This window comes from Rhodococcus sp. W8901, from assembly GCF_013348805.1.
Classification (GTDB): Bacteria; Actinomycetota; Actinomycetes; order Mycobacteriales; family Mycobacteriaceae; genus Prescottella.
In genome coordinates this window covers 3,591,856-3,610,515 of the sequence record NZ_CP054690.1, presented here as the reverse complement: position 1 = coordinate 3,610,515, position 18,660 = coordinate 3,591,856, and the positions used below count along the sequence as shown (strand labels likewise).

Below are 18,660 nucleotides of genomic sequence, written 5' to 3'. Positions count from 1 at the left end.
CCAAAATGATTCTTCAAAAGACTACGGCAGGAACAACTTTCGGTACTCTCGCGGGTGTGGATCTAGGGTATGCGCGAGTGTCTACGACCAAGCAGGACCTTGAACGGCAGATTGTTGCCCTGACCGCCGCGGGCATAGCGACGGACCGCATCTACGTGGATCGAAAATCCGGAGCCACCACCGACCGTCCTGGACTGTCGGCGCTGCTCAAGTACGCTCGTGCCGGCGACGTCATCGTTACGCATACTCTCGATCGGCTCGGGCGGAACGTGCGCGACACCTTGAACCTCATTCACGATCTACGTGAGCGTGAGATCGGGGTTCGCAACCTCGCGGACCCGATCCGAATCGACTCGACTAATCCAGATGATCCGATCGGTCAGCTGGCAGTGGTGTTGCTGGCACTGTTTGCGCAGATGGAACGCACGTACACACTAGAGCGCGCTGCGCACGCTCGCGATGTCGCCACTGCGAAGGGGCGGCGCACTGGTCGGCCGTCGGTAGTTACCGAATCTCAACTCGCCCACGCGATCCAGTTGAGGGACTCGGGGGCCACCGCCGCCGAGATCGTTGCCAAGACTGGTCTGACGCGCTCAACCCTGTACCGGCACTTGCCGCGGAGAGTTGCCGAGCAGTTCCCTGTCGTTGTGGGCCCGCCGACGCCTGAGTCTTCGACCAAGCCCCCGCCGCTGGCCTCGACGGTTGCCGCTGCTGCAGGTAGTCCCGTGGCCGACAGATTGACATGCCCCACGTGCGGCTACCGGCCATCGACGCGACAAGATGTGACTGCACATCGCGACGACCTCGACACGGTCTGGCTGCACCTTGACCCGCCCGGTGAGATCAGCGAGCGCCGACACTGTGTCCGGTGCCAGCCTCGTGAACAGGTCGTCGCGGTCACGTGCGAGCGATGTGGGGACGGGCCTCTGGTTGCTGGCGTCGGCGTCAGCGCAGACGGCGCGATGCCGGCGGCAGTGCTGCGTTGGCTCGAAGGCCGACAGTGGTCAACTGCACCGGAATTGGTGTGCGGAAGACACGGATACCAGACAGATCGGTGGTGTCGAGACCGCACCTGATGCCGGCGGCGCGGCGCTGGCTCAGTCTTCTGCGAGTGTGCGGTATACGATCGCGGTCGATGATCATTTTTCTCAAAGGCATTGCCTGCAAGCGGTATTCCCGATCGGAGGACAGGGAACTGGCATCGAAGTCGTTGATAGTGTGAATGCCATGATGAAGGCACTTGGGGGAGCGACAGCAATTGCGGCCGTTGCGATCGTGGCTAGCGCGATCGCACCTGCGGTGACCGGTGTTGAGCCACAAACTATTCGAGTAACCGATCAGGTTGTCGTTGCTAATGGTGACGGTACCGCGACCGCCTGCAGGCTTGGGTTCGCGCGGACCACCGCGGAAGGCGTGCCGCAAGCGGTTGTTTCAGGACCCTGCGGGAGCGACGGTGACGTCGTAGAAACTGCGGAAGGTCGACCGATCGGACGGATCATGGTCTCGGAAGGTTCTACGGTAGATGGGCGGCAAGACGTCGGCGCCAGCCACACTGCTCTTGTTTCCTTCCATCCTGACGCTGTCACTGTCGACGACAGCATCCCCGGAGTGGGGATCCCGGAGGGGATGCTCACCCGTGCAGAAGTGCAACGAGTGGACCCGGTCGCCTGCAGCCTCGACCAGGTTTCGCGTCCGACTTGCGGCCAGTTGACTCGTGCGGTCGAAACTCCGTCGTCGAAGCTTGTGTTCCACTTCGCCTCCGGCCGAGGAAGTTCCGGCTCCCCGGTGTGGGTTTACGAGGCCGACGGCACGGTGCTCGCGATCGGGGTTGTTGCTCCGGCTCTGGACGGATCAGGTCACTCCGACGCCAGTGCCACCGTTGTCGAACCCTTGGAGGACCACGTCGCCGACTGGTGGCGGCACTGAGTTCCTGGCTCGGCTGTGCACTGGCGTTCGGTTGGATCGTGTTCCCTGGCGTGAGAGGGGAGACTGATGGGTATGTCCGACCGTGAGCAGCCTCCGGAGTTGACCGAGCGTGACCGAGCCCAGTTGAAGGCCGTGGGTTCAGCGGTGACGTCTTTTCGTGATGCGTTTGCCGATGCAGACGGTGAAGGGGCGTTCGCTGTGATCCAGCAGATGAGGCAGATCGGGATCGACTGGAATCGGGTGCGGGAGTGTCTGCATGTGCCGGAGGATGCCGGCGAGTACACCGAGGGTTTACGGCGGATCCTGCTGCGGATCCCGGACGGGTGGGGACGTTGGATCCGGGCGAGTAAGGGCTGGTATCCGATCATCGTCCGACTTGACGAGGATCTCGCCGCCCTCGACCCGGACTATCAGGTGCATCAGGTCAAGGAAAAGTTCGGTGGTCTCAAGTACTACTTCCGCACCGAGCAGGACGAACTCCGGAAGGCGATGTGCGCACTCGTCGACGCGGCGGAGGCTGCTGCCGAGTTGGTGTGCGAAGAATGCGGGGACGCCGGTTCTGGGGTGCGGATGCGGACCGACCATTACCGGCAGCAGAATCTGTGTGATCGGTGCGCGGACAAGCGTCCTCCGGACCGCATCCGCCGACTGAACTGACCGTTGCCGCGAACCGTGCGTCCCCGGACGTTACCCATAAATGGATAATGTCATCCATTTATGGGAACCGTCCGCAGCTGACGCCCGGTCATCGACCCTGTTCGCGTCGTTGCTGCCGTAGGTTGGGTGAGAGAGCCGCCGCCGTCGTCGAGCGCGGTAGCGGATTGCGACTCCGGAGGTGGCGATGTCGGCGTTGACCGGAGACCACATGCAGGTTCGTCGGCATCGCGCCGCAACACCGGAAGAGATCACGGCACGCCGTCATCGGTCAGAAGCCGCGTTGGGGCGCGCGCTGCCGGTGACAGACGAAGAGAAGCGGCGGTATCGCGAGGCCGGGAAACAACCGCCGACGCGGTGAAACCGCCCCGCCTCCGGCCACCTTCAGAGCAGATTGCGCCGGAACTCGGCAGTGAGCTGGAGACGGCTATCGCGGCGGGCCGAGGCCCGCTTCGTGCGGCGCCTACGCTCCGGCGTGCCCTGGGAACGAGATGCAGATAGTCCAGCTCGTCGGCGGTGCACGGATGCTGGGCTCTCACACGGAACTCCTTCGGCGTTGTCGTCGTGGCTGCGGGGGACCTTCCTGCCGGCTTTCCTGGATCGAACGACCTTCTAGGCTCGATGGTATGGCCCGTGACGCCGGAGAACTGGTGCTACCGATCCCGCTGCCGGAGCTGCGGGAGATATTGCGTCGCTACGGGGTTGTCGAGACGTATGTGTTCGGGAGCTATGCGCGGGGTACCGCCCGCCCGGACAGTGACCTCGATCTACTCGTCACCTTGGGGCCGGATGCAGACCCGTGGGAGTTCCTGAGCCTGGCCGACGAGCTGGAACGAAGGCTGCCCGCAGGGGCGGACGTCGTCACGAACATCAACCGACATTTCTGGCTCTATATCGAACCGGATCTCGTACGGATCCTGTGACCTATCGCTTGTCCGCGACCTGCGCAGCCGCCCTGCCCGATCCCGCGCGCGTGCGTACAGAAGTGGCGCGGTGCCAGCAGGCGGCCAGCCTGACTTTCTAATAAGACCGCGACCGAATCTGCATAGTGTGCACACTCGTCCTGGTCCCAGTTCTCGGGCTTCGGTGGGAGGAATTTTTGCACGAAACTTCTTTAAGCTGCATTCTATCTGCACGATACGCAGATAGATCCAGTGTGGATGCGTTGCCGTATCTGCATGGAACAATGGGGGCGGGGAGGGTGCATGACTCAGGAAATACCACCGATGAACGGCATGGATGGGGCGACCCAGGATCTTCCCTGGACGAGGGTGCGGATCTGGAAGATATCCGCGGTCCTCGGATTGGCTACCAGCATCCTCCTGGCGTTGAGCGCGGGAAAAGAGATGATTCCCGGAGGGATCCTGACCTTCGCGGTTGCGCTGATCGTGCTCGAGAAGGTTGCGAAGAGGGCGAACGCTGCAGTGGTCGAGCAAGTTGTTGCCTCGGCTGACGCTGAGGCGGAGGAGTGCAGGATGAAGTGTGCTGCTCTCGAGCAAGCGGCGTCCGAGCAAGCTGCGCGGGAGGCTGCCGTAGCCCGGGAAGCCGCGGCAGCACAGGAAGTCGAGCGAGTACAGTCCGCCGCGGCGGAGCAGGCTGCCGATCAAATCCTCTTCGAGGATCTGGTGCAGGAAGCTCACAAGCGACTGGGCTACGGAATAACTCATGGCGCTGGCGAGCACACGGCCCGGTGAATGGCTTACCTGGAAGCTTTACGACCGTGGCCGCCGGCAGCTTGCGAGCGTCGTCGCCCGGGACCTGCGCACCGGCAAGATCGCCGCAGTCCGAAAGTCCTTCCTGCACATCGACTCCCGCGTCACACCCACCGCGGACGGCCGGCTTGCCGTCGAGATCGCACGAACCGTCTAGGCCAGAGCCGAAACCTGACTGAAGTGAATGATAAGTGCAACAGTAGAACTATCAAGGAGATCAGGAATTGAAACGTCTCAAGCAGGCTGTAGTGATCGGATCGGTGTCCGCTGTCGCCCTTCTCTCGGCCTGTTCATCGGAGGGTGACGCCCAGACCGAGAACGCCTCTGGCGGCACCCAGACGGTCGAGGCTCAGGGCGTGGCGCTGGAGCACTGCACGCCTGCGGACATCAAGAAAGTCCCGGACAACATGGTTCCCCTCTACTACTGGGAAGGTGACTCGGACAAGAGGCTTGCCAGATGCGTTCCTGGCAGGAAGGGCATGGGAGACGCCAGTGGACTGTTCACTCCTGGAGGAGTGGGATTCAAGGAGAAACTGACAGGAACTGACAACTCGAAGGCCACATTCGAGATTCTCGACTTCGACATTGCGGCAGGTGACGGCGACCCCTTCGGAATCGTCCTCGCTGTTGTTCGGACTCCGTCTTCCGGCACTGAGCCTGCGCGCAACAAGACCGTCCTGGCGACGATGAATCTGGACGAGTACGTTCTCGACAAGGTGTACGACCTTTCCGAGGACATCACCAACATGGCCTCAGGCAGCGGAAACTACGTCGCTCTCCAGCACACACCTTCCGACAAGGCACCCTTCGTCACCGGGGCTGATCTGTCCACCGGTAAGGAGACCTGGAAGGTTGACGGAACTATGGTGGAAGCCAGGGCTTCCGTCTATGGCTCCTTCAATGGGTCCGTGACTATCGAGCAGGAATGGAGGGACTTCCTCGACACCTGCTCCTCCATCGGAAGGTACTCGCTCGAAGACGGCAAGCCGGTGTGGGAGGTGAAGCCCGGTACGAGTGGGCTTCTCTCCAGCCTCTCTGATCAGATGTGCTGGACCTTGGTGCCCGACAGTGTGGGCCCATCGTTCACGAGAATCAAGGCCTACGCCAATGGGAGCGACATCCGAGGAACCTTTTACCTGTCCAACGACACCGGTCGACCGGCAGAGCTGCGAGAGACCATTTACGAGTTCCGCGATCCCAAGTCGAATCTCTCCGTGCTTTTCGACTCGGGTAGGGCAACGTCTTCTCCCGGACCTCTCCTCCAGGTGGTGAACCGAGACGACATGAGCATCGTCTACGAGATGCCCTCCGAGCAGGTCGGCGACCTCAAGATGGAGGTCCTCTCGCTCTACGACAAGAAAGTGTACTTCGAGACCTCGGACGAGACCGTCACGCTAGACGCGACGACGGGCGAAGACGTGGAAACCGGCTGGTCCGACTACCCCGTGACCTACCTCAATGGATGGACGGTCATGAAGAGCGGCAAGACCCAGAAGTGACGGCTCCTTGGAGCCGAGAGCGGCCCACCGTGTGCACCCACACGGTGGGCCGCTCTCGGTTCGCAGCTCCCTGCGAGCATGGGCTCTATCTTTGTTCACTGCTCGGTGAGGAATGTCATCTCGTCTGACTTGCACAGGCCGGATCTGGTGTAAGTCATTACTGGCTCGGCGCGATTCGGAGTGCGTTGACCTGGCCCTGAAGCCGACTGAAGCGGGCAGTGACTCACAGGATGGAAGCCGAGGTTCCGGGAGCTGAGAGCGATCCCCGCGGGTACTCAAAACTTGTTGATCGTCTCCACGGGCTGTCTGAATACCTCGTGACGCGCGCGTCGTCGCCGTCGTCGATGTGGAACACGCGGGCGCCATCGGGCAGATCTGCGAAGAACACCGCCGAGCCGACCGTGAATGTGTCGGCGGCAGTAGCGGGCGCGGTGCCGAAGGTCACGGGCTCGGCGACCGGGCCGTCCGGCAAACAGCCGGCGATCACGGTGACTGTCGTCGCGGCGACCACGCCGGTACGGCAGTACACAGTCATGCAGGTGGTCTCGATTCTATGGGTGGCAGCTACAGCGGGCCGCGCGTTGAAGGACGGTCTCCGGACTCACCGGGGCGATTCAGATGGCTGGGTGCCCGGGTTCTTGGTGAGGGGGTCATGAATATGGACGATGCCACTGGTGTCCCGTGATCGGAACGAGGGCCGAAAATACCTGTACAACGCCCGATAGGATGAGTGCGGTCATCTCCGATGGCTGGCGTATCAGCTGATTTCAGCAGGAAATATCTGCATGATGCAACTGAATGGAGAGGTCGTGCCACGACATCGAGCGCGTACTCCGGAGGAAATCGCGATGGGGCGAGTGGCGGCGCAGGCGGCACTCGTTCGGGCGGCCCGGTCGTTGCAGAGCCAGGCTGCGCAGCTGTTGGACGACGTCGACGCGACGGCTCCGTGGTCGCCGCAGGTCGCGGGGACGAGTGGGGTGCTGTACGCGACCATCGATGAGGTCGCGACGACGGTGCGACGGGAGATCGTGATTGCATTGGCGGGCGTTTACACGCACGAGGAACTGGGCGAGATGGTGAACATGTCGTCCTGGTGGGTCGGCAAGGTGCTGCGCGAAGCGGGCCGACCGTGACACGGACCGCGTTCGACGAGGTAGACGCCCTGGAGCTCGAGGGGCTGCGGCAGCTCGCGCGGGCGGTCGGGGTCCTGCGGTGGACCGAACCGCCCGCCCAGGGGTTCTGGGACACGCTCTTGGACGGTCCGGCGGAGCGGAACTACACCGGGTGTCTGCCGGTCGCGTATCAGCGGATGACCGGGGAGACGGATTCGGTGATCATCGAGTGGGAATTGCTGGGGCCGAGGGCTCATCCGGCGGTGTTGTCCCAGGTGGCCGACCAGATGCTGACCAGCCTCCGGATCAACCGGGTCTTGAAAACCGAGCGCGTGGACCGATCCGCTCGGATCATCCAGATCCTGACCAACGACCGGATCGTTCACTACCCGGCCGAGGACATGCTCGATCTACCGATCCCGAACTCGCCGATCGAGTTGCGCTCGCACCGGGCGATACGCCCCGCCACCTTGTCACCCACCCCGGCCGGCCTGTGGCAGATCACCATCAACACAGGCCACGGGGCGCAACGTGGCTAGGAAGAACGACGACTTTATCGCCGAGATGCGGGCCCACCGGGCCCGAATCCAGAAACAGCTCGGACAGACACACGAAACCGAGACCGAGACAGAACCACAGATTCAGGACACGCAACTTGAGGTCATGCCGGAGACACCCCGGCCGAGTAACCCCGAGCTGGTGACACAACTGGAGGCAAGTCCGGAACCAGAGCCAGCGACGGAACCGCGGCAACCAGCCGAAGGCCCCGTGCGTGATCTCGATCGGATGGCCCAGACGGAGGCACAATCGGAGCGCATCACCGATGCGATCACGGCCATGGCCGAGGCCGGGTCTCCGATGTGTGAAGCCGGCGGCTGGGCCGATCTCGGCGACGATCTGACCGCACAGATCCGGGAGCTCGAGGAGCGGCTGTTCACAGCGCCGGAGCAGGCATCGGCGGCCGCGCACGCAGCGTGCCAGGAGATCGCTTCCGCAGTGCTGGACACGCTCACTGCACGGGTTGCGAAGGTGTCGACGGCCTGGCTCTCTGCCATCGAGAACGACTGGAAACCGATCTTCGGCGATGCACAGTTGCGTGACGACACGTGGCACAGAGCAGCCGCAGTGCTGAATCAGGCCCTGCGTCCTGCAATCGTCCAGACACAGTCGGTGGTCTCTGCTGTCGGAGACATTGCTAGCCGAATGACCACCTCATACCCCGACCTGGCGGACCCGTGGAAGGCCCTCACCCGGGATCTGCGCGGCCGGCTTGCCGAGACAACAGAATTCGCAGCCGAGGCCGGCCATCCAGACTCTGCCGCCCACTCGCTGGTCCTGGCACGCGTGCAGGCCCATGCCCGGCTGGCCGCCATGTCCCCGGATGAACGCCGGCGCGCCGCACGGGAAGCAGCCATCCGCCGTATGTCTCCGGCCGACGCCGCAGCCGCGCGTGCTGCCGACGCGGCTGCGGAAGCAGCAGCGAAAGAGCAAGCCGAGGTCGAGGCCGCCGTCGCCCAGTGGCGTACCGCTGGCGCCGACCTCGTCCAGCGGTACCCGCTCATCCGATCGATCGGGGCCCACGGTCACCGCCCCGTCACCGAATTACTCCGCACCGCCGGCCTGGGCGTGAAAACGACCACCCCCAGGAAGAACCCTGACGGATCGACCACCAAACTCGTGTCCGAGCAGCTTCCGACACTCGTGGCAATCGCGGATGTCGTCGACGGGATCGAACTCGAGTTCACCCCGCTGCCCGGACAATCGGTCGCCACCTGGCAGTCCGCCCTGGGCGTGCTCGGCGTCGAACTGGGCATGACCACCTTGACCGTCGAACAGCGGGGCCGACGCATCGTCGTCGGAACCCACGACGTGACACCGCCGGAAATGCCCACCAAGCTGACCCGGACAGGCCCGGTGCCGTACGACGCGGTCGCCGGTCGCTCCTACCTCGGACAGACCGAGACCGGCGACGACGCATGCATTACCTGGGCGGGTAACAGTGGGTTGGTGGTCGGAGGTACTCCGGGGTCCGGCAAGACAGCATCAATGCTGCCTGTCTTCGCTGGCATGGCCGGGCACGCTGAGTTACATGTATTCGACGGCAAGGCTGGCTTCGACCTAGAACCACTGCGGCCAATCGCCAGAACGTTCGACAACAGCGGCGACATCGACGGACAGCTTGTCGACGTGCTCGAGAGGGTCGAGCAGCTACGGGTGGCGCGGTCGCGGGCGCTCTACACGCGCACCGGGATCTCGAACTTCTGGAACGTTCCGCTGCAGGTGCGTATGGAGATGGCTCTGTATCCGGTCGTTGTGGTGATCGACGAGTGCCAGACTTGGTTGGATACCTCTGGCATGGACAAGGAGGAGCGCGAGTTGGGTGCGGTCATCACTAAGGGGATCCGGCAGCTGATCCAGAAGGGTCGTTCGTCCGGGATTATCGTCGTCCTGACTACCCAGAAGCCCGACGCGAAATCCATCCCCACCGTGATCCGCGACAATAGCGGGCTGAGGATCGCGTTCAAGGTGACGACCCGCGAGCAGGGCACGACAGTCCTCGGGGTGCTGCCCGACGATGCACCGCGGCCGGCCGAGATCCCGCGGTCAGCGAAGGGGCGGTGCATCACGGTGGCAGAGGACGGCGGCTTTGATGTTGTACAGACCATCTATGTCACGCCTCACGACATCACGGCAGCCCTCGCTGAGACGGGCCCGGTCCCCGACCAACTCGCCGTCGCGAAGCGTCTGCTCGGGAACTGATGAACCAATGGCAGAGGGGCTGGTCGAATGATGTTGGACCAGCACCTCTGTCCTCCTGCAGCTGATCGCTGCAGGATTGGCGAGGTCGATCCACCGCCATGAGCGAACTGAGGAAACGTACAAGTTGGCCGACCCAGGCAACCTGCCCTGTTGCACCATCAACTTGGGAAGATCGTCGAATGTGCGCACCGACTGCATGACGCCGGTGAGGTGGGGCAACGCAATCGCGACATGATGCAAGAGCGAGAGCTGGTGATCGTGCAGGAACGGATCTGCCTCGCCGACTTGTATGCCAAGCATGCTCTGGGAGTCTGGCGTGCCTCGAAGCGTCCCGTCGCCAACTGTGATCCGATCCCAACTGTCCGTTGGGGGTCGGCACGCCACGGTACGGTGCCAGGGCTTCCGAGATGGTGCATAACGGTCAGATCGATTTTGAGACTGCTGAGGATAGAGGTGGAGTGCAATGGGTGGCGGTCAGGGATCGTTGCCGGGTTCGTCCGGTAAGTCAGTCTGGGCGGGTGAGAGTGACCAGTCCTCTGGTTCAGGGTCGAGAACGTTGTTGGTCGGGGAAATGCCCATCGCGGCGTTCCACACGACCTCCCTCGCGTCCGATCCCGTAACGGCGCATATTGCTTCGGCGCAACTCACTTTGATCGAGCTCGGTCTCGACGGCGCTGCGCCGACGGTCGAGACTCTGGACTGGGTGCTCGATCCGCGTTGGGACAACGCGCCCGACATGGACGCCGTTCGCAGGCTCGTCGCCGAGGAAGGTCCGTCCATGGTGCCGTCCTATACATCGGATGAGTACGTCGAAGGACTCCGTGACATCAGTGAGGCGCTCTCCTGCGCATGGGAAACGGGGTTCATTCTGGTTACATTCGACGCAGCGGCTCACCTGACGATCGTCGAGAACGAGTTCAACCGCGTGTTCGTCCCCGAACAGTGGTCTCTTGGTGGTCCGGTCCTCGATCCACTCGTGCTCGACCGAGCTGGCGACAAATATCGGAAGGGCCCGAGGGCTCTCGCTGATGTGTGCAGGCATTACGGTGTCGAATACTCCCCGCATCCGGACCCGCGGGACGTCGGGGCTGCGCTGGCCGCAGCTCGGCTCGCATACGTCATGCTCCGCCGGTACTCGATTGAGCCCATCAGTGCTCTGCCCGAGGGGCGCTCATTGCGGTCATTGGTTGAAAGTAAGGACGATCCGTTGGTGTCGTGCAGTCCGGGCTTTCTGACGAGATGTCAGTCCGCCTGGGCGCGTAGCCAGCGTGAGGACTATCGTTCATTTCTTGAGGCTCAGGCTGGATCTGCGACGAGTGATGCGGCCCGAGAACGACTTCGCGGCAGGGTGAAGAACCTGAGGACGGGGTGGCCGACCCTTGGCGGTCACTTGCCGGAACTTCCCCGGACGCATGCCAAGTATCACCATCATCACCCGTTCTGACCCGCGCTTTCCGGTCTTTCGGTGAGAAGTCGTGTGTCGAGCGTTCAGCCCGGTGCCCTGCGTTCCATGGGGAGTTGAGTGCAGTGGTTCACAGCAACCCCTCCTGCGGGGCGAGATGCGGATCAACTCTTCGATGACAATGTCCAGCCTGGCCGTGGCCGGGGACAATGTCTGCATGGAACCCTCGCCGCCTCGTTCGGACGGCCCGCTTCGACGCCGCGCTTTTTCACCGGGCGGACAAGCTCGCGTATCTGGTCGCGCACGAGCAGGCCTGTGAGGCGAACGAGGGTGGCGCGTATCTGCGCCGTGAGGGCTTGTACTCGTCGCTGATCAGCCGCAGGGACTTCACAGTGGGGCCGGCGGATCCCAGTCGATGTCGAGCCATTCAGCCCGCGGGTCGCTCTCACTGGTCTTAGTGAAGTACGACGGAGAATGCTGCTCGTGTGGGCACTCGTCGTTCCGACGGGTGTCCAACTGTCGCCCATACTCGTCTTCCGAGTCGGCCCGGGTCGCCAGCCTTGACGGCCAGAACACCGAGTCGTCGGAGTTGCACGACTTGCACGGAACATAGATATTCTGCGGAGTCCACCGCACCCAACTCGCCATGTCCGAATCGTACTGCTGGCCGGAAATGCCGCTGCGACTTGCCGAGAACCATTGGGGCCACCCCCGAACAGGGCTTGAGGTCGCACCCCGATTCCCACCACTGCGGGAGACCCGCCCTCGACCCGATCAGCGGACAGGCTCCGGACCGGCCGGGCTTGGCACCGCCCATTAGTCCATGCCCTGCAGATCGAGCGCGATCAGCCGGTCGACGTCCGCTTCGGTCAGGAGACCGGCGGTCAGGCGGTCCACCGGGCGTTCATGGCGGATTCCGAGGTTCGCGGTGAACCACCAGTCGAGCGTGCCCCACGTGTCGAGGTCGCATTCCATCACCTCGTGTGCGTACCCGGCGACCGGCGAAATGCCACGCCGATCCCGGGTGAAGGCGAATTGGAACAGTGGGTAGCGGTACCGGCCACCGACCTCGAGTCCGAGCAGCCGTGCGCTGTCCGCGCCGCTTGGACCGATGGCGTTGTGGCCAGATCGCTGTTGTCAGATGCTCCGGAGGATCGACCTGGTGGCGTAGTACGCGTCGTCGTCTTCCTCAGGTCCGGGGTGGTGGCGAGGCGCAGCGCGGGCGGTGGTGCGTGTTCCGGCGATGACCTGTGCGACTCGGGGATCCGCAGCCAACTCGCCACGAAGGGCTTGGGCTGCTCCCTCCGCTTCGGTGCATGCTGCGCGGTGGGTTTCGGTGACGATCGCCGCGAGCGCGGCGGCGCCGCCCGCGAGGGCGGTGTCGGTGATGGTCAGCGCGGTGATGCGGCCGGTGGCGTCGACTTCGGTGGTGACGTGCCCGCCCGCGGATTGGGCCCGTCCGCGTACGAGTGTCACTGCCTCGTGAACTCGGCGTGCATTCACGGCGAGGTCGTCGAGTGGTGCGCTGTGGGTCATGGTGTCGCTCTCGGAGTGGTCGGCCGGGTGTGCTGGGCGGGCGGCAATCGGGGGTTGACGCGTTACGGGGTCGGGTCGGTCTGCTCGGTGGGGAGACGGCAGCCGGTTTGGGCGCTGATGACGGCGCGCACGTCCGAGCCGAGGAAGATCCGGCTGCCGTCATCGCTGGTGAGCACCACGTCGTGCTTGCCCGGCTTGTCGACGCGCACGGTCAGCTGGGTGATGCCGAGGGGTGCGGCGATGTCGTGGGCGGCCTGGAGGATACGGGGCCAGTCTGCGTCGGAGATCGGGGTGAGAGAGACGTACATCTGCAGTTGGATCTCGAGCCCGTCGGTCTTGCCGAACGCGCCGCCGCAGCTGGACTGGCTCCGCTCGCGTCGCCACTCCCACTGCAGTTCCGGTGCGATGGCTGTGGCGGCGTCGGCGATCTGCACCACGGCCTCGGTGATCTGCTTCTCGGTGTCCTCGAGTGAGGGCAGAGTGGGCAGCAGGGCGGCCGCGGCGGCGATCTCCTCGTCGGTGTGGTTGTAGGGGTTGCCCATGGTCTCGAGGTCTCCGCATCCGGTGGTCAGGATTGTCACGGTTGTTGCCAGCGCCGCCAGCAGCGGCAGGGTTCGTCGGTTCATCAGCGCACGACCTGTTCGGGTAGTCCGGCCACGATCGAGGCCATGTTGTATCCCGACATTCGAAGCTCCCCGTTGTTGCCGAGTGTTGGGTATTCACTGTGCGACCCGACGCCATCTCGCATTACGCCGTCGGGGCTGGTGCCTGCGTTGACGGAGAGTTGTTCGAAATCGGAGGTGCTGGGGTCGGGTCCGAACACGTGAATCTTGCCAGCTTCGGGGATCAGGACGTCGCCGTCCGCCTCCATCACGTAGCCGTGTCCTTCGGCGAGGCCGAGGTCGGATTCGTCGCCGGCGTTGATGCCAGGTGATCCGTAGAACACGGCGTCGTCGATGGGTTGGCCGGGTCCGGGGTCCTGCAGGGCCAGACCGGTAGTCAAGGATCCGTAGGAATGCCCGAGGGCGGTGATGTGCGGGTCCGGATGCGTCGACGCGACATCGAGGCCGTCGTAGAACCCGGCGAGCTTCGCGGCGCCCGCGTTCGCACGATCAGTCTGGACGACATCGCCGTAGCCGCGTACGCCGTCCATGAACGCATTCGACGCGCCGGTGTCCGCCTGCGGTGGTTCGTATCCCAACCACGCGATGCTCGCTACAGTCTCGTCCCGACCGACGGCTTCGAGTTGCTCTTCCGCCTCGCTCCGCAGGTTTTTTGCCTCGTCGACCATGCCGTTGAAGGAGCCGTCGATGTTGGTGTTCAGTCCGGGGGTGGTGACGGAGATGTGGTCGGCGGTGTCGGGGTCGCCGACGGCGAACGCAGCCATGCCGCGTTCGCCGGACTGCAGATCGAGCAGCATCAGGCGGCCGTCGGGGTTGTCCGCCACGATGCCCTCGATTTCGTCGAGGTCGCGCAGTTTCTGCTCGGTGTACCAGAGCGCCGCGTCGTCGTTGGTGAACGTGCCGCCGAAGAAGTTGTCGTCGAGGTTCGTCTGCAGGCGGTCGCGTTCGGCTTCGAGGCGGGAGCGTTCGTCGTCGAACCGGCTCACGTTCGCCTCGTGACGCACGGAGGAGGGGATACCGTCGCGGTTGCCGACCCAGTCCGGATGCTCGTCGATGATCCGGCGTCGCTGGTCCTCGGTGAGCGAGTCCCAGTACTTCTTGTTGTCGGCGGCCGTGGCACCGGGTATCGGCTCGGGGAGCCCATCGGTTCCGAGGTTCCCCGCTCGGGCCGCACCGGGGTCGCCGAGCTGGGCGGTCGCGGTGTCCAGGGCGGCGCCGGCACGGGCGTCGAGTTCGCCGACCGTCGCGAGAGCGGGCATCAGTCGGGCCTCGAGCACGGTCGCTTGTTCGCCCAGTTGTGCCTGAATCAGCAGGTCTGCGACCGGGTTACCGCTGACGAACGGTGGGGCGCCGACCCGGCCGTCGTCGGCGACCGCGAATCCGGAGGCGATCGCCTCGTCGGCGATCGAGAGGGCGGTGAGTCGGGCGGGACCGATCGAGGCCGCGGCATTCGTCAATGCGTCGGCCTGGGCGGTGACCGCTGTCGCGATGCGGCGGGCCGCGTCCTGTTCCGTCGCGGAGCGTGATCCGGCGGCCTCGGCGGCAGCGCCCTGCCAACTCGACAGTGCGTCGGTGAAGTGCGATCCGGTCGCGTTCATTGCGTCGCCGAAGGTGCGGTTCGATGCGGCGACCGCGGTGCCGGCGGCGGCGAGCTCGTCCGGGCGCCATGCGCGCAACTGCGACAGTGTGACCATCTAGAGGCCCCCGGCCGTGGTGTCGAGAGCGCGGCGGAAGGCGTGGTCGGCGTCGTCGTAGACGCGGGCGTTCGCCTCCGCGGTGGCTGCCATCTGACGCAGCCGCTCGGCGGCGTCGCGGTAGGACCGGAGCAGCGGGTGCCCGGCGCGGGCCGCGGCCGCACCGACCGACGATCCCGGCATTGCGGCGGTGGCGGCGTCGATCGGACCCGACGGGTCGATGCCCGAGATCCGATCGGCCTCGCCTGTCAACGACGCAGCGAGCGAACGCAACGCCTCGGTGTTGACACCCAGCGGATCTCCCAATGCACCCCTCCAAGTCCGTCTGCGCCATGTGAAGTCCTGAGCATGGCTGCACGAGGTTCACAGCGAAGCCCTTTTTGGTTTGACGCAACCCGGCCGCAAACGGTTCCACCACGATTGCTCCGGGTTGGTGATGGGTGTTCGGCCGTGATCGGGAAGAAGATAGTTGGTCGACGGAGGTTCCGGTTTTGGTTGGATGTCTGCTGCGCCGCCACCTGGCGACGACGATCAGACGCCATCCGGGGATTCTCGGGATACGGTCGAGGCAGTTCGATCGACGAATGGGGGGAATGTGCTGATCGGAGTGTGCGCTCTACTGCTGAGCGCCGTGTTCCATACCGCCGGGGCTTATCGTTCAGCCCGTGACGATTGTGACCGAGCACTGCCGGTGGCGTGGGCGCGCCATCCGGGCAGGTCGTCGCAGGTCGTTCGGCGTCTGCACACCGCCGGATGGATCGCGAGCATTGTCGGCGCTCTCTCGATCGGCGACCCGCTCTTGGTTTCGAGACCGGGGCTGAGTATCGCGATCGTCGTGACCATGCTCGTCGCGGTCAACGGGTTGCCGAGCCTGTTTGTCGCGATGCTTCACGGCCGTGAGGTGCGTTCCTGATGCTCGGTGGCCCAGACCGACAGCCGACCTCGCAGGGTGCGCCGCGCCGAAATGCGGTGGAGGCCATGCGGGGTGGGGACAAGCGAGTCGCAGCGTCAGCAACGATCGCGGCCGCGGCCATGGTGGTCGCCGGATGCGGAACATCCGCGCCGCCGGAGACACCGGATACCTCGACCGCGGTGGGCGCTGGATCGGAATCGGGCACGTGGCTCCGGCTGGCTGGGGCGTGGCCCGAACAGGTTGACTTGCCCGCCCCACGCAACCCCGAATGTTGGCGTCTGCCGCACACGGGTGATTCCCGCGAGTACACGGCGAAGACCAGCGACTTCGCGGACTACGACAGCGGCGGTGAAAACCCAGGGCGGGACTTCGATCTCGACGTCACCGCCTTCGACCGCGAAACGTACCCGGACGGGACTCCCTCGCCGCCATTTGCAAGGATCCGCTTCTCGAATCCGGACGGCCGGCACTACACGCTCATTGGTGTGCACGGGAAGAACGCCACGATCGCCGCAAGCGACACTGATCCGACGGTGACATTTGAGGTGACCGGTAAAGCGACGAGCATCGACGGCGACCCGATACTGGTGCGTGCCTCTGGGCGGATCCAATGCGAGACATTCATAGAGACGTTGTGAGCCCGCGGCCCCGTCTTCTGTGAGTGGACGGTCGCGCCCTCGTTGGACCCGGCGCCTCCGGCCAATAGTGATATCGGCGGCACAGAAGTCGTGTTCGCAGCCGTGGGAGGCCGGTGCTCGCCTCGACGAGGTCGAAAGTCCCGCCAGCAGGTTGACGCAAGGCAGATGCGGCCTTCAGCGGTGATCGCTCCGAGTCGGTCAGCGAGAGTTCTCACGCCGCTCCGAAATTGGAAGACGTCGCGGTCGTCCGCAGAGCGTCCGCAGCAGGTTCGCGAAGTGCCATCGCTTGCCAACGGCGCCAGCACATGAATGCGCTGGTCAACCATGCTCAGCAATAATCCCCACGAGCTGCAAACGCGCAGGAGATAGTTCCGCTTCAACGTTTAGAGATGCTTTCAAGGATGCGGCGAACGTAGATAAGCTGCGAGCCGAGTTCGCATTCACAGGCGACGACCGCAACGACACGGGCGACACCGACGTCGGCGACACCGAGGCCACCGTCGACGACCTCCGCCCCACCACCTTCGAACTCGAAGCACAACTCCGCATCACGACCGACGAACGCGACTTCCTCTGTGCCCGCCTCACCATCTACGAACGCCGCGAAGTTGAACAAGCCGCCACCAATGTCGCCTACCCGAAAGACAGCAGAGATACGAATCGATCGGCCACCTCAGGTTGCAGCGGGTGCTTCGCTGCCTTCGCGCCCGCAGAAGCGCTCCGGCTCCGCGAGGGGTAGCTCGGTGATTAGTGGGTCATACTTGGTGCGTAGCCGATTCATCGTGGTCCTGAACGAGCTGATCGCGGCTCCATGTGCCGCCCACGCTGGCTTGAAATCGACGTAGCCGGGACCAGGGTTCTCGGCAATGTCGTACCAGATCTGACCGAGAACCTGGGTCAGATCGCGCATAGCGCCGTCACCGTCGAGCGCCAACAACTCAAGCTTGGCCTGCGCCGCTCGGCACTGGGCCAACGCCTCACGGGTTTCAGCCATCCTCACGTTCCCATCCGTGATCAGACCCATATGGAGACTGTGCGCATCACCAACGAGCGACCAAGCGCGACCGGATACGTCAAGAGCCTCAACCAACGCCTCGCGCGCCTCGTTACGCCGGCGCTCCACGGCCGCCGAGGTTTCCTTCTCCAGGTGCTGTCGATGGTTCAACCAGATACCCAGCAGAGTCACACAAGCCACCACCAAGGCGACACCAGCAGCGATAACTGTCGCGACCGGCTGAGTAAGCCAACCAGGATCAGACACCGGAGAACCGACAGGTACAGCCTGCAGGTGGAATGGAATCAGCACGGCGGCGATCCTTCCAGACCGCCGACAAATCGCCCCGCACACACGCTAAGCCGGTCACCACCACCCACCAAAGTCACCGCCGCGGCGAACCATCCAGCCACGCGTGTCAACGGCGGCCAGCACTACGCTCAATCTGGCAATCCCCCCTGGGTCCGACCTAGATCTGCCTACACACCACCACCCACGGGGTACCGCCAGACGGGTCCTGCTTCCTCCGCCGACTGTGAGGGCAGAAAAGGGTGCGGAGGGTTCAAAAATTTCGGGCCCCACCCCACGGGAGCTGCAAAAGATGCCGCCCCCAACATGTTCGGCCAGCCACCACCCGGAACGGCTTGCCCCCATTCCCTACTTGCGTCAGCAAAGTTGCAGGTCACGCAGCCGAGGCCTGCGCCAGTCCCACTACGCTCTATCGCGCTCAGGATGTTTTGCCCTCGTCGTCCTCGTCAATATCTGACCGGGTTGTGGGAGGCGGAGTCGGTGATGCGCTACGACGTGAGGGGAGTGTGGACGGCAGGGGACTGCGTCACCTAACCGTGCAGCAGTCCCGCTTGACGTGAGCTTGCGCCCACGTAAAGGGGTCCACGGGCGCCGGACCTCCTCTCTTGGGACGGCAGTCCACGACGTTCAGCCATCAAAGCAGGGAGCGTCATCGCATCACTCTCGCCTTGGATCCGATCCGACGCCTATTCGTCGTTTATGAGCGAGAATGGGCGGGAATTGCTGCGACTCGGCAAGCTTTGTTCGAACTCAAACCGACTGTGCCGCAGTCTTTATAGGGAACCGATGAGGTTCCTCGAGTGTCCCCACTCGCGAATCCATTGGTCGCGGGTTCGAGCCCCGCCCGCCCCACGCCAATGCCCCTTTCTCGACGTCGAGAAAGGGGCA

The 18,660-nt window shown here is 64.1% G+C and carries 21 protein-coding genes; 13 read left to right on the top strand and 8 right to left on the bottom strand.

Going from position 1 to position 18,660, the window contains the following annotated elements:
- Positions 1-77: 77 nt before the first annotated feature.
- From HUN07_RS16920 to HUN07_RS16890, 7 genes are all read left to right on the top strand, one after another.
- On the top strand, positions 78-1,076 hold the full coding sequence (locus HUN07_RS16920) for a recombinase family protein (protein ID WP_368077020.1): 999 nt from the start codon (positions 78-80) through the stop codon (positions 1,074-1,076).
- Positions 1,077-1,113: 37 nt separating this feature from the next.
- Complete coding sequence (locus HUN07_RS16915) at positions 1,114-1,926, top strand: hypothetical protein (protein ID WP_174911251.1); 813 nt, start codon at positions 1,114-1,116, stop codon at positions 1,924-1,926.
- A 210-nt stretch (positions 1,927-2,136) separates the two neighbouring features.
- Complete coding sequence (locus HUN07_RS16910; RefSeq protein ID WP_174911248.1) at positions 2,137-2,583, top strand: hypothetical protein; 447 nt, start codon at positions 2,137-2,139, stop codon at positions 2,581-2,583.
- Between the two features lie 623 nt (positions 2,584-3,206).
- A complete protein-coding gene (locus HUN07_RS16905; RefSeq protein ID WP_174911245.1) occupies positions 3,207-3,503 on the top strand; it encodes a nucleotidyltransferase family protein in 297 nt (98 codons plus the stop codon).
- 282 nt (positions 3,504-3,785) lie between these two features.
- The gene (locus HUN07_RS16900; RefSeq protein ID WP_174911242.1) at positions 3,786-4,274 is read left to right on the top strand and encodes a hypothetical protein; all 489 of its coding nucleotides are present in this window, start codon (positions 3,786-3,788) and stop codon (positions 4,272-4,274) included.
- Positions 4,246-4,449 (top strand): hypothetical protein, encoded by a 204-nt coding sequence (locus HUN07_RS16895; RefSeq protein ID WP_174907157.1) that lies wholly within the window; start codon positions 4,246-4,248, stop codon positions 4,447-4,449. Before HUN07_RS16900 ends, HUN07_RS16895 begins: the two co-directional genes overlap by 29 nt.
- A gap of 67 nt (positions 4,450-4,516) precedes the next feature.
- Positions 4,517-5,791 carry a hypothetical protein gene (locus HUN07_RS16890; RefSeq protein ID WP_174911239.1) on the top strand — a complete coding sequence of 425 codons (1,275 nt, stop codon included), beginning with the start codon at positions 4,517-4,519 and terminating at the stop codon, positions 5,789-5,791.
- Between the two features lie 223 nt (positions 5,792-6,014).
- Here HUN07_RS16890 and HUN07_RS16885 read toward each other — a convergent pair whose 3' ends face one another.
- Entirely contained in the window at positions 6,015-6,326 is a 312-nt protein-coding gene (locus HUN07_RS16885; RefSeq protein WP_174911237.1) for a hypothetical protein, read from the bottom strand.
- Positions 6,327-6,639: 313 nt separating this feature from the next.
- Here HUN07_RS16885 and HUN07_RS16880 point away from each other — a divergent pair, with 313 nt between their 5' ends.
- The 4 genes from HUN07_RS16880 (at position 6,640) to HUN07_RS16865 (ending at position 11,107) form a co-directional block, all read left to right on the top strand.
- Complete coding sequence (locus HUN07_RS16880) at positions 6,640-6,924, top strand: hypothetical protein (RefSeq protein ID WP_174911235.1); 285 nt, start codon at positions 6,640-6,642, stop codon at positions 6,922-6,924.
- Complete coding sequence (locus HUN07_RS16875) at positions 6,921-7,442, top strand: hypothetical protein (RefSeq protein ID WP_174911232.1); 522 nt, start codon at positions 6,921-6,923, stop codon at positions 7,440-7,442. The genes HUN07_RS16880 and HUN07_RS16875 overlap by 4 nt, the downstream gene beginning before the upstream one ends.
- Complete coding sequence (locus tag HUN07_RS16870) at positions 7,435-9,663, top strand: hypothetical protein (RefSeq protein WP_174911229.1); 2,229 nt, start codon at positions 7,435-7,437, stop codon at positions 9,661-9,663. The genes HUN07_RS16875 and HUN07_RS16870 overlap by 8 nt, the downstream gene beginning before the upstream one ends.
- A gap of 571 nt (positions 9,664-10,234) precedes the next feature.
- On the top strand, positions 10,235-11,107 hold the full coding sequence (locus HUN07_RS16865) for a hypothetical protein (protein WP_174911227.1): 873 nt from the start codon (positions 10,235-10,237) through the stop codon (positions 11,105-11,107).
- A gap of 774 nt (positions 11,108-11,881) precedes the next feature.
- Here the strand turns inward: HUN07_RS16865 and HUN07_RS16860 are convergent.
- The 5 genes from HUN07_RS16860 to HUN07_RS16840 form a co-directional block, all read right to left on the bottom strand.
- Complete coding sequence (locus HUN07_RS16860; RefSeq protein ID WP_174911224.1) at positions 11,882-12,043, bottom strand: hypothetical protein; 162 nt, start codon at positions 12,041-12,043, stop codon at positions 11,882-11,884.
- 159 nt (positions 12,044-12,202) lie between these two features.
- Positions 12,203-12,601, bottom strand: a complete 399-nt coding sequence (locus HUN07_RS16855) for a YbaB/EbfC family nucleoid-associated protein (RefSeq protein WP_174911221.1) — start codon at positions 12,599-12,601, stop codon at positions 12,203-12,205.
- A 62-nt stretch (positions 12,602-12,663) separates the two neighbouring features.
- Positions 12,664-13,227, bottom strand: coding sequence for an LppA family lipoprotein (locus HUN07_RS16850; protein ID WP_174911218.1), 564 nt, complete (start codon positions 13,225-13,227; stop codon positions 12,664-12,666).
- Positions 13,227-14,918, bottom strand: coding sequence for an alpha/beta hydrolase (locus tag HUN07_RS16845; protein WP_254622566.1), 1,692 nt, complete (start codon positions 14,916-14,918; stop codon positions 13,227-13,229). Before HUN07_RS16845 ends, HUN07_RS16850 begins: the two co-directional genes overlap by 1 nt.
- Complete coding sequence (locus HUN07_RS16840; RefSeq protein WP_174911215.1) at positions 14,919-15,224, bottom strand: type VII secretion target; 306 nt, start codon at positions 15,222-15,224, stop codon at positions 14,919-14,921.
- Between the two features lie 289 nt (positions 15,225-15,513).
- Here HUN07_RS16840 and HUN07_RS16835 point away from each other — a divergent pair, with 289 nt between their 5' ends.
- Positions 15,514-15,831, top strand: coding sequence for a hypothetical protein (locus HUN07_RS16835; protein ID WP_174911213.1), 318 nt, complete (start codon positions 15,514-15,516; stop codon positions 15,829-15,831).
- A 119-nt stretch (positions 15,832-15,950) separates the two neighbouring features.
- Positions 15,951-16,469 (top strand): hypothetical protein, encoded by a 519-nt coding sequence (locus tag HUN07_RS16830; RefSeq protein WP_174911210.1) that lies wholly within the window; start codon positions 15,951-15,953, stop codon positions 16,467-16,469.
- A gap of 376 nt (positions 16,470-16,845) precedes the next feature.
- Here HUN07_RS16830 and HUN07_RS16825 read toward each other — a convergent pair whose 3' ends face one another.
- Both HUN07_RS16825 and HUN07_RS16820 read right to left on the bottom strand, forming a co-directional pair.
- On the bottom strand, positions 16,846-17,085 hold the full coding sequence (locus HUN07_RS16825; RefSeq protein ID WP_174911207.1) for a hypothetical protein: 240 nt from the start codon (positions 17,083-17,085) through the stop codon (positions 16,846-16,848).
- Between the two features lie 57 nt (positions 17,086-17,142).
- Positions 17,143-17,775, bottom strand: coding sequence for a hypothetical protein (locus HUN07_RS16820; protein ID WP_174911203.1), 633 nt, complete (start codon positions 17,773-17,775; stop codon positions 17,143-17,145).
- Between the last annotated feature and the right edge of the window lie 885 nt (positions 17,776-18,660).

Coding starts and splice junctions, on each gene's coding strand:
- HUN07_RS16910 (WP_174911248.1), top strand. CDS start 2,137: ATGAGGCAGATCGGGATCGACTGGAATCGGGTGCGGGAGTGTCTGCAT.
- HUN07_RS16905 (WP_174911245.1), top strand. CDS start 3,207: ATGGCCCGTGACGCCGGAGAACTGGTGCTACCGATCCCGCTGCCGGAG.
- HUN07_RS16900 (WP_174911242.1), top strand. CDS start 3,786: ATGACTCAGGAAATACCACCGATGAACGGCATGGATGGGGCGACCCAG.
- HUN07_RS16895 (WP_174907157.1), top strand. CDS start 4,246: ATGGCGCTGGCGAGCACACGGCCCGGTGAATGGCTTACCTGGAAGCTT.
- HUN07_RS16885 (WP_174911237.1), bottom strand. CDS start 6,326: ATGACTGTGTACTGCCGTACCGGCGTGGTCGCCGCGACGACAGTCACC.
- HUN07_RS16880 (WP_174911235.1), top strand. CDS start 6,640: ATGGGGCGAGTGGCGGCGCAGGCGGCACTCGTTCGGGCGGCCCGGTCG.
- HUN07_RS16865 (WP_174911227.1), top strand. CDS start 10,235: ATGCCCATCGCGGCGTTCCACACGACCTCCCTCGCGTCCGATCCCGTA.
- HUN07_RS16855 (WP_174911221.1), bottom strand. CDS start 12,601: ATGACCCACAGCGCACCACTCGACGACCTCGCCGTGAATGCACGCCGA.
- HUN07_RS16850 (WP_174911218.1), bottom strand. CDS start 13,227: ATGAACCGACGAACCCTGCCGCTGCTGGCGGCGCTGGCAACAACCGTG.
- HUN07_RS16845 (WP_254622566.1), bottom strand. CDS start 14,918: ATGGTCACACTGTCGCAGTTGCGCGCATGGCGCCCGGACGAGCTCGCC.
- HUN07_RS16830 (WP_174911210.1), top strand. CDS start 15,951: ATGGTGGTCGCCGGATGCGGAACATCCGCGCCGCCGGAGACACCGGAT.